The sequence below is a fragment of the Streptomyces sp. NPDC050988 genome, assembly GCF_044456225.1.
In the GTDB taxonomy this organism is placed as follows: Bacteria; Actinomycetota; Actinomycetes; order Streptomycetales; family Streptomycetaceae; genus Streptomyces.
In genome coordinates this window covers 35,875-44,144 of the sequence record NZ_JBITFQ010000051.1, presented here as the reverse complement: position 1 = coordinate 44,144, position 8,270 = coordinate 35,875, and the positions used below count along the sequence as shown (strand labels likewise).

The window sequence follows — 8,270 nt, the reverse complement described above, 5'->3', positions numbered from 1 at the left end:
CACCGTCGACGAATCCTTCGACAACGCCCCCACGCTTGACCAGCTCCACAAACTCCTGGAGAGCCAGAAGAGCGGGAACACCTCCCCACGTTGATGCCCCCCCCCCCCCCCCCCCCCCCCCCCCCCCCCCCGGCCCCCCCCCCCCGGGGGGGCGCCCCCGACTGCTCTTTCCCACGGCTGCCAGGTGGACCTTCAACACCTCCAACTACCCAACGAACGAGCCGCCGACTTGGGCGGTTGCGCGGCTTGGCAGGAGTCCGTCGACAGTGCGCTCCACCGGGCCACCGATCCGCGGTGCGCCCCTTCGTCATCGACCGAAGCCAAGGAGCCCGCGTGTCCTCACAATCACCCCTGCAAGTCATCGTCTACGACTCTCCCGAGCACGAGCACCTCGCCGTCCGCCGCGCTATCGAGTCGTTCGAGCTCGCCACGGACTGGGGACTGCCCGGCGGTCTCACCGAAACCACGCAGGCCACCCTCCACCTCGGGCAGGCCTACGGCAACCACAGCGCCCCGCTGGGCACATCTGATGGCCTGGCCGCCCGCCTCCGAGCCGACGCGCCGGACACCACCTTCCTGCTGTGGCAGGACCCCTATTTCGAGGAAGCCGACGGCCACTACGCCGCGCACGTTCCCGGGGTTGGTGACTTCGAGAGCTCGTGTAACGCCAACGGGACACCTCATATCGCCCTGTTTGGGCTCGTCGCGAGCCTGCGCGAGGCGCCGGCCCTCACGACCGAACAGTGGCTCGCCGGGCCGGGGGAGACCCTCCTCGGCACTCGCGTGAGGAAGGCCATCGACGACTACGAACGACCTGACGCCGTGGCTTAGTGGCAACACCGACAGAGCATCCGCGCAACCAGGCCGAGGGCCGTCCCCTGCGGGACGGCCCTCGCCGCTTGCCTGCTGTGCACACCGGCCCTGCGGCGGCGCTCCGGTGCCGGAGGTGGGTGAGGTGCGGGGGTTGCGGCGCTAGGTCACCGCTTCCGCAGAGTGCGGTCCGCCGGCTCGTGCCCGGCCAGCGGCGAGCCGACCCGCGCAGCAAGGCGGCCCCGCACCTCTGTCCATTCCACGCCCACTGGAGCCTCCCTATGAGCGACACCCCACCCCGCGACCTGTTCCAGCCACCCGGCGTCGCCTTCACACGCCTGCCCCGCAAGGCCCTGACGCTGTGGCGCCTCACCCTCGTGCTCTGGACCACGCTCGTCGCCCTCCTCTTCGGGGTCATCCCCACCGAGCTCGTCCAGCTCCTGCACGCCGATCTGGCCGTGTGGCCGTTCTGGACCCTCGTCACCGCCTTCGCCGGAGGGGCGGCCGTACACTGGCAACGCCTCGGCGCCCGCTGGCAGACGACGGGATACTGCCTGACCGAGGACGAACTCCTGCTCCGTGGCGGACTGCTCCACCAGCACCTCACCGCGATGTCCTACGGACGTATCCAGACCGTCGAAGTGTGGTCGGGGCCGGTGCAACGCCGCTTCGGCCTCGCCACGGTGCACGCCAGCAACGGCTCCTACCACGGCTCAACCATCAAGAACCTCGGCACCGCCGAGGCCGAGCAGATCCGCGACGTGCTCACCCGTCTCGCCCGGCAGAAGCAGGTCGCGCTGTGACCGACACCGTTGAAGGGCGCCTGCATCCCATCACCCCCTGGCGCCGTGCATGGGCCATCACGGCAACCGTCGCGATGCTCGTCTTCCGCGACCTGCCCGAACTGGCCGAAGCTGCCAGGGAATGGCCCCGCTGGCTGCTCGCTCTACTGATCGCCGGAGTCGCCCTGGTCGCCGCCACCTACGGCTGCGTCTCCTGGCGCAAGACCTCCTACCGGCTGACCCAGGACGCACTCCACTACTCCTCGGGGATCGTCTTCCACCGCCGTCGTCGCTTCGAACTGGCCCACGTGCAGGCGGCCGACATCCGGCGCCCGCTACTCGGCCGACTGATCGGGGTGTGCACCCTGCGCCTGTCCGTAGCCGGACAGAGCAGCGACCTCGCCTACCTGGGCACCCGACAGGCCGCCATCCTGCACCGCGCCCTCCTGACCAGCATGGCTCGCGACACCATGTCTGAAACCGAATCGCGCAACGAGGTCACCGCACGCCCGCTGATGTCCGTGTCGCCGCGCATGCTGGCCCTGGCCATCGTGCTCGACGCCCGCATCATGGTCAGCGCCGCAGGGATGCTGCTGGTCGGGCTGATGCCCTACCTCCTGTCAAGCGAGCCGCTCGCCCTGTTCTCCCTGGCCGGGGTCCTGACGCCGGTGTGGCGCATGACCGCGCGCGCCTGGATCCAGTGGTGCGGATGGCGCGTCACCCCCGAACCCGGCGGCTACCGCACCGAGTTCGGTCTGTTCGACACCCAGCACCACACGCTGCGACACCAGCGCACCCAAGCCCTCCTCCTGGAGCAGCCCGTGCTATGGCGCCACAGGAACTGGGTCCGCGTCAGCCTCGCCACCGCCGGGCACGCTCCCCAACTGCTGGCCCCCGTTGCCACCTACCAGGAGGCCCAGCACCTGGTCCGCGACCTGTACGGGCCGGGAGCCGTCGACGCTATGGAAACAGCCAGTCCGGCGCCGCACCGCGCCCGCTGGGCCACGCTACTCAGCCGGGCCCTGTCCTACCGAGCGGCCTCCGGGTACCTCTGTGTCTGGCGGGGCCTCTTCCTGCGGAACGTCGTACACCTCTGCCCGGCCACCAAGATCCAAGGTGTCGGACTACTCCAAGGCCCATGGCAGCGCCGCCTCCATCTGGCATCGGTTCGGATCGATCTGGCCGGCGGCCCCCGGCTCAAGGCCCGGCACCGCGACGCCGACGAGGCCGCCGCCATCGCCGCGGCCGCACGGGCGAGTAGCATCGCCGCCCACTGACCGGGCAGACCGTACGGCCCCGGGCACCGCACCTCTCGCGACCCCCCGGGCCGCGACGGTTGCTGGCGGCCCTGCCCTCAGCAGGCGCATCGTTCCCCGCACCGCCGCAGTTGCGGGCCTAACACCGGCCCCAGCCACAGTCCCCACGACAGCGCACCAACGCGCCGCAACGACTGAGAAGGGGGGGACCGTGTCCGACTCCAACGACACGCTCGCCGTACTGCTGATCTTCGCCGGGTTCCTGCACATCCTCACCCTGCTGGGGATGACCCTGCACACCGCGCTGGCAGCGGACCAGCCCAACAACGGCCAGGCCCAGGAGCGGCCGTTCACAGCGCTGCTCCTCGGCCGCGCGCCGGTTCAGCGCGCGGGGCGCAGCACTTTCATCAGCCGCCTGCTGGCGGCCTCGGGCCTGCTGCTCGCCTCCTCATTTGTCATGAGCCTGGCTAAGGCGGCGCCCCCGGTCTGGACCACCATCCTGGCCGTGCTCGCCTTGACTGAGCTGGCCTGTGCGTACGCCTGGCACAAACCCGCCAGCGTCAACACCTTCAGTCCGGCAGAGCAGCAGACCGACGACCACCCCGAGCGCGACACCGACTCCGACAACGAGGAGGAGACGAAGGACCCCGGGGACCCCACGGCGAACTGACCGCGCTCTTCCCGCCCGAGGACAGCGGCGCCCTGCCGCTGACGCGGGCCCCGGCGCCCCGGCACAGACCCCGGTCCGTGGCGGGGCGCCGTGTTGCCCGCCCTTGCGGGCCTAACTCCCCACTTGGCCACGTTCGTGGCGCCAGACCGGGAGCACGCACCCCAGTGCCCCCGCCTTCACAGCCACGCCATGCCGAAAGGGCACCGCCCGTGAATGCCGCACACCTGATCAGCGCCGCCCGTGACGCCCTCACCACCCGCTACGCCCACGAGAGGACCGCCAGCACCCTGACCATCACCACGACACACGATCCTGCCAGCCACATCCTGACGTACGACTGCGAGAACGTGGTCGTACGCCACGAGGACGGCACTCTCGCCTACATCGACCTGACCAACACCGAGTTCGCCGAAGACCTCGACGCGCACGCGGAGGACCGTCTGGCCGCGTCGGGCTCTCTGCACCCGCTCACCCTCCGCCTGGGCCCCGGACCTGTCGCCCAGTCGGCCGCCGAACTGAACGTACGGACACGCCTGTTCATCCTCTCCGTCCACGCCCGCGCCGCAGCCCATTGCCCCGGCCTGGGAGGGAACCAGGTCCTCGAACTCGCCAACCTCGCCTTCGAGGCCAACGACCTCGCCCGCCACGACAACACCCTCCCGTTGCCCCGGATCGAGTCCCAGGCACATCAGGCCGCCGCTCACGAGCTGCCGTTCCCGCGTGAGGCCTCCGCCGCGTTCCTCACCCAGACCGCCCGCCTGGCAGTGCGCACCATGAGCCACAACATGCAGCCGTGCCCGCTCGCCATCGAGTTGCCCGCCGGCCATTTCGGCGATACCCCCGCCTGGCTCGCCTACCAGGCTGTAGCCCGCTACCGCGACGGTGCGACGAGCCGCGAGCCCCGCTACAACACCCCCGCCCTGCGGGCCGTCCTCAAGGCGATCGCCGCCCTTCAGACACCCGCAGCAGGAGACTGGCTCAGGCTGTACCTCACCTGCCCTCCGGCGAACCCCACCGGCCGCATCCTGGACCGGGATCCCATCCCCGAAAGCGCCCCCGTCCACGACGCGATGCCCGGCGCCATCATCACGGGGGAGCAGGTGCGACGCATCGCCGATCTGCTCGACGCCAACGAGTACGTAGTCCAGCTGCGCACCGCGGGCACCTGGCGCCTGCCCCACCACGACGAACCCGGGACCCTCACCCGCCGCCAGGTCGCCGCCACCCTGCGGCGCGCCCGGGACCGCAGCAGGCCGGGAGCCATCCGGTTCAGCCGCGACACCGACGGCACCGTCTACGTCTCGGACACCGCGCAGGCGGCGCGCTACCTGCCCACCACGCTCATCCCAGACCACCGCGACGGACACTGCCCCGGCTGCCACGCCCCCTACGCCACGATCGGCGAGGGCCCCTGCGACCTGGCCGCCTGACACACCGGCCGGGCTCCCGGCCCGCAGCTCCTTGGTTGCGGGCCGGGACGCTCCACGCGGGTGCGCCGCCGTCCAGGCGTCCGGCCGCCGTCTGTGGGCCGGGCAACGGCACTTCCTTGCGGCGCCGACCGACGCGCGGCCATCCCGGCCGCAGCACGGCGTCCGACCGCCACCGCACCGGCCGGTCAGTCGCTCCTGCACCGGTGCCCGTTCCCTGCGGCCACGGCCCGGCCTGGCCCTGGGAGCCACCGCCACGACTCATCACGTCCAAGGAGACGCCCGTGCCCAGTTCTGCCACCATGCAGCCCGTTCTCACCCGACCGTCTTCAGCAGAGCTCCAGGACGCCTTGCCGACCAACGACCTCGGCGAGTTCCCCACCGCGACGCCATGGTGTCAGCGGTGGCGGGACCGACGGCACTCTTTTCGTCACACGAGCGCCGGGGGTTTCGACCCGCGTCACTATGTCGTGGAGCCCCTCGCCGTGCGCACGGCCAAGGAGTTCGTACTCCGGCACCACTATTCCGGCTCCTTCCCCTCCGCCAAGAAAACGTTCGGCCTGTTCAACATCTGCGACGGCGAACCGCAACTGAGCGGAGTGGCCGTGTTCGGTCTCTCCGTCAGCAAGGCCGTTCTCGAGCGCGCCCTGCCCGACCTGGAGCCCAACGTGGCCGCACTGGAGTGCTCGCGCTTCGTGCTGCTGGATGAGTGCCCGGCCAACACCGAAAGCTGGTTCCTGGCCCGCACATTCGACGCACTGCTCACCTCGGCCGTACGGGGCGTTGTGTCCTTCGCAGACCCCGTACCAAGACGTACAAACACTGGCAAACTAGTAGCAATTGGCCATGTGGGGACGATCTATCAAGCATCGAACGCGGCCTACACCGGCCGCGCCACGGCGCGCACGATCAAACTGCTGCCCGACGGCACGGTACTCAACGACCGTTCTGCGCAGAAGGTGAGAAAACAGGAGCAAGGGCATGAATATGTCGAGGCCAAGCTCATGTCCCTCGGGGCCCCGGCGCCCCGAGCCGACTGTGACCCGGCCCTGTGGCTACGCGATGCCCTGCATGCCGTGGGCGCCCGGAATGTTCGACACCGCGGCGCGCACCGCTACGTGTTCCGCCTCGGCAAGAACCAGCGCGAGCGCGACCGGATCACCCTCGGATACCCGGACCTGAAGCCCTACCCCAAGGGCCCCGACTCCTGCGCATAGCCAGAACCAGCAGCTCACACACACCACCCACTGCGGCTCACCCCCGGCGCCCCCGAGGGTGAGCCGCACAACTACACGGCAACAACCAGCAGTTGCAGCCCTAACTGGGCCCTCGCCCAGTGTGCCGCTCGCCGGGGCCACGAGACCCCCGGGACAACCGAGCCGGAAGCGAGAGGCACACCACCATGACCAAACGCCGCAACTACACCCGCGAGCTCATCACAAAGCGCGACACCGCCTACCAGGCCCACCGCTACCACCACGGCGACCGGCCGCCCATGCTCCGCGTGATGGCCGGATTCGGCCCCGGCATCCCCGTCGCCTACGAGCCGCGCAGCAAGTCCGACCCCCTTCCGTGGGTCGAGTACAACGGCGACACAGGCATCGCCAACTGCCGCTACAGCGGGCGCGAATGCTGGACCGCACCCGTCGATAAGCGCAACAAGATCATCGCCCGGCAGACCATCGCCCGTTCCGTCTACCGGCGACTGGCCGCCGCAGGCATCGCCTGCGAAGGATGGGGCGACAGCGCGGGAACCCACGCCCGCTACACCTTCGCCGACAACTCCGAGGTCACGTGGTCGGGCACCGACCGCTACGGAGACGAGGTCTCCAACCACCACCCGATCGGCGAGCACGGATCCCTCGGTGCCCACTGGATGCAACAGGAGCAGCCCCCGCACGCCGAAGAGCTCCCCGACTTCGCCACGGGCAACTACGCCACCGACTCAGCTGCCCTGGTCGCCTGGATGATCACCCTCGCCGACCGGCACGGCCGCCGCCACCAGGAGCACGCCACTACGGAGGACACCGACGCGGCACTCGCCTGGCAGAAGGCCACCGGCGGCTTCCTCGCAACCGGCGCCGACTGCGCCAGGTACCGCTACTACCCGGTCGACGGCCACGAGTCGCCCGCAGGCAGCCCTGGGGAGAACTGGCTCGCCGCGTACGAACTCCCCGCCCACCTCACCCTCCCCACCATCCAGCTCAGCGAACAGGAGGCCCGCGAGGTCGCCACTCCCCTCTTTTTCCAGCAGCCCGCAGGCACTGCCCGCTAACACCCAGACCACGCGTAGCCCTCTCGTCTGCCACCGGGCCAGGGGGCTACGCCGCGTCTACGGCCGTTGCCCGGCTAACCCGCCGCCCCGCCACGATCCGGCGCACCGGGCAACGGCAACCCCTCGCCCCACTCCAGGCCCGGCCACCACATCCAGCATCGACCGAAGGACCAACCCGTGAGCACGAACAGCCACGATCCCGGCCACGACCAGCCCGCACAGACCATCTCAGAAGACCGCAGGATGGAACTGGCCCGAGCGTCGGAGGAGCGCCACCGCCCCGTCGCCGTCCGGGTCTACGTCTCCCCGATCACCTCGCGCGCGGCCCTGCGCTGGGTGAACGCTGAAGGAGATGACGGCCCGAGTCTCTGGGACCCGGTTCCGCTGGACGGCAGCCACGCACACGCCATGCGTGACGAGGTGCTGAACCTCGCCGGGGCCGTCCTGGCCAAGCGAGGCTTCAACTACGCGCGAGGCGCGTACTGGAAGCCGACATCCGGCGAGGAGGACACGGAGCGCCCCGTGACGGCCGAGGTCGCGGTCGTCCCCACCCGCGCGTATCTCGACCTCCAGGCCCGCCGGTTCGGCCCCGTCCCCGCGCTTCCCGACGTCCCAGGAGTGACGTTCAAGACCACACAGCGCGGCCAGTGGTGGGCGACCGTCCCCGACGGCCGGACGTTCCTCCTGACGTGGGCCCCACACCTGGACGGAGACCGGTGGATCGTGTGGGGCGGCGACCAGCACTCCGACCTGATCCGGCCCGCCACCACGTCCATGGACAAGGCCCTGTTCGTCCTGCGCCACCCCTCCCACGCACGCACCTGACACCCACGCACAGGCCCCCGGCCAGACGAGGAAAGCTGCGGCCCGCGCACAGGACAGGAGCCGCCGCCTACAGGCAGCCCTCGCCGGGGGCCCCCCCCCCCCCCCCCCGGGGGGGCCCCCCCCCCCCACCCCCCCCCACCCCCCCCCAACCCCCCCCCACCCCCCCGTCAGCGCCCCCCCCCCCCCCGCCCCCCCCCCCCCCCACGGTGGGGTACCCGCATAAAC

General features: G+C 70.7%; 8 protein-coding genes. All 8 read left to right on the top strand.

Features of this window, described 5'->3' with window-relative positions; translation table 11 throughout:
• Positions 1 to 333 precede the first annotated feature (333 nt).
• The 8 genes from ACIBEI_RS48435 to ACIBEI_RS48400 all read left to right on the top strand — a co-directional run bounded on the left by ACIBEI_RS48435 (position 334) and on the right by ACIBEI_RS48400 (position 8,045).
• Complete coding sequence (locus ACIBEI_RS48435) at positions 334 to 831, top strand: hypothetical protein (RefSeq protein ID WP_398897828.1); 498 nt, start codon at positions 334 to 336, stop codon at positions 829 to 831.
• Between the two features lie 260 nt (positions 832 to 1,091).
• Entirely contained in the window at positions 1,092 to 1,613 is a 522-nt protein-coding gene (locus ACIBEI_RS48430) for a PH domain-containing protein (protein WP_398897826.1), read from the top strand.
• Positions 1,610 to 2,869, top strand: coding sequence for a PH domain-containing protein (locus ACIBEI_RS48425; protein WP_398897824.1), 1,260 nt, complete (start codon positions 1,610 to 1,612; stop codon positions 2,867 to 2,869). The genes ACIBEI_RS48430 and ACIBEI_RS48425 overlap by 4 nt, the downstream gene beginning before the upstream one ends.
• A gap of 190 nt (positions 2,870 to 3,059) precedes the next feature.
• Positions 3,060 to 3,518 (top strand): hypothetical protein, encoded by a 459-nt coding sequence (locus ACIBEI_RS48420; RefSeq protein WP_398897822.1) that lies wholly within the window; start codon positions 3,060 to 3,062, stop codon positions 3,516 to 3,518.
• Between the two features lie 209 nt (positions 3,519 to 3,727).
• Positions 3,728 to 4,948, top strand: coding sequence for a hypothetical protein (locus ACIBEI_RS48415; protein WP_398897821.1), 1,221 nt, complete (start codon positions 3,728 to 3,730; stop codon positions 4,946 to 4,948).
• A 281-nt stretch (positions 4,949 to 5,229) separates the two neighbouring features.
• Positions 5,230 to 6,162, top strand: coding sequence for a hypothetical protein (locus tag ACIBEI_RS48410; protein ID WP_398897817.1), 933 nt, complete (start codon positions 5,230 to 5,232; stop codon positions 6,160 to 6,162).
• A 185-nt stretch (positions 6,163 to 6,347) separates the two neighbouring features.
• Complete coding sequence (locus ACIBEI_RS48405; RefSeq protein ID WP_398897816.1) at positions 6,348 to 7,220, top strand: hypothetical protein; 873 nt, start codon at positions 6,348 to 6,350, stop codon at positions 7,218 to 7,220.
• A 177-nt stretch (positions 7,221 to 7,397) separates the two neighbouring features.
• Positions 7,398 to 8,045 (top strand): hypothetical protein, encoded by a 648-nt coding sequence (locus ACIBEI_RS48400; protein ID WP_398897814.1) that lies wholly within the window; start codon positions 7,398 to 7,400, stop codon positions 8,043 to 8,045.
• The last annotated feature ends 225 nt before the right edge of the window (positions 8,046 to 8,270 follow it).

Excerpts from the sequence above, each read along its gene's own strand:
- ACIBEI_RS48405 (WP_398897816.1), top strand. The coding sequence starts at position 6,348 with ATGACCAAACGCCGCAACTACACCCGCGAGCTCATCACAAAGCGCGAC.
- ACIBEI_RS48430 (WP_398897826.1), top strand. The coding sequence starts at position 1,092 with ATGAGCGACACCCCACCCCGCGACCTGTTCCAGCCACCCGGCGTCGCC.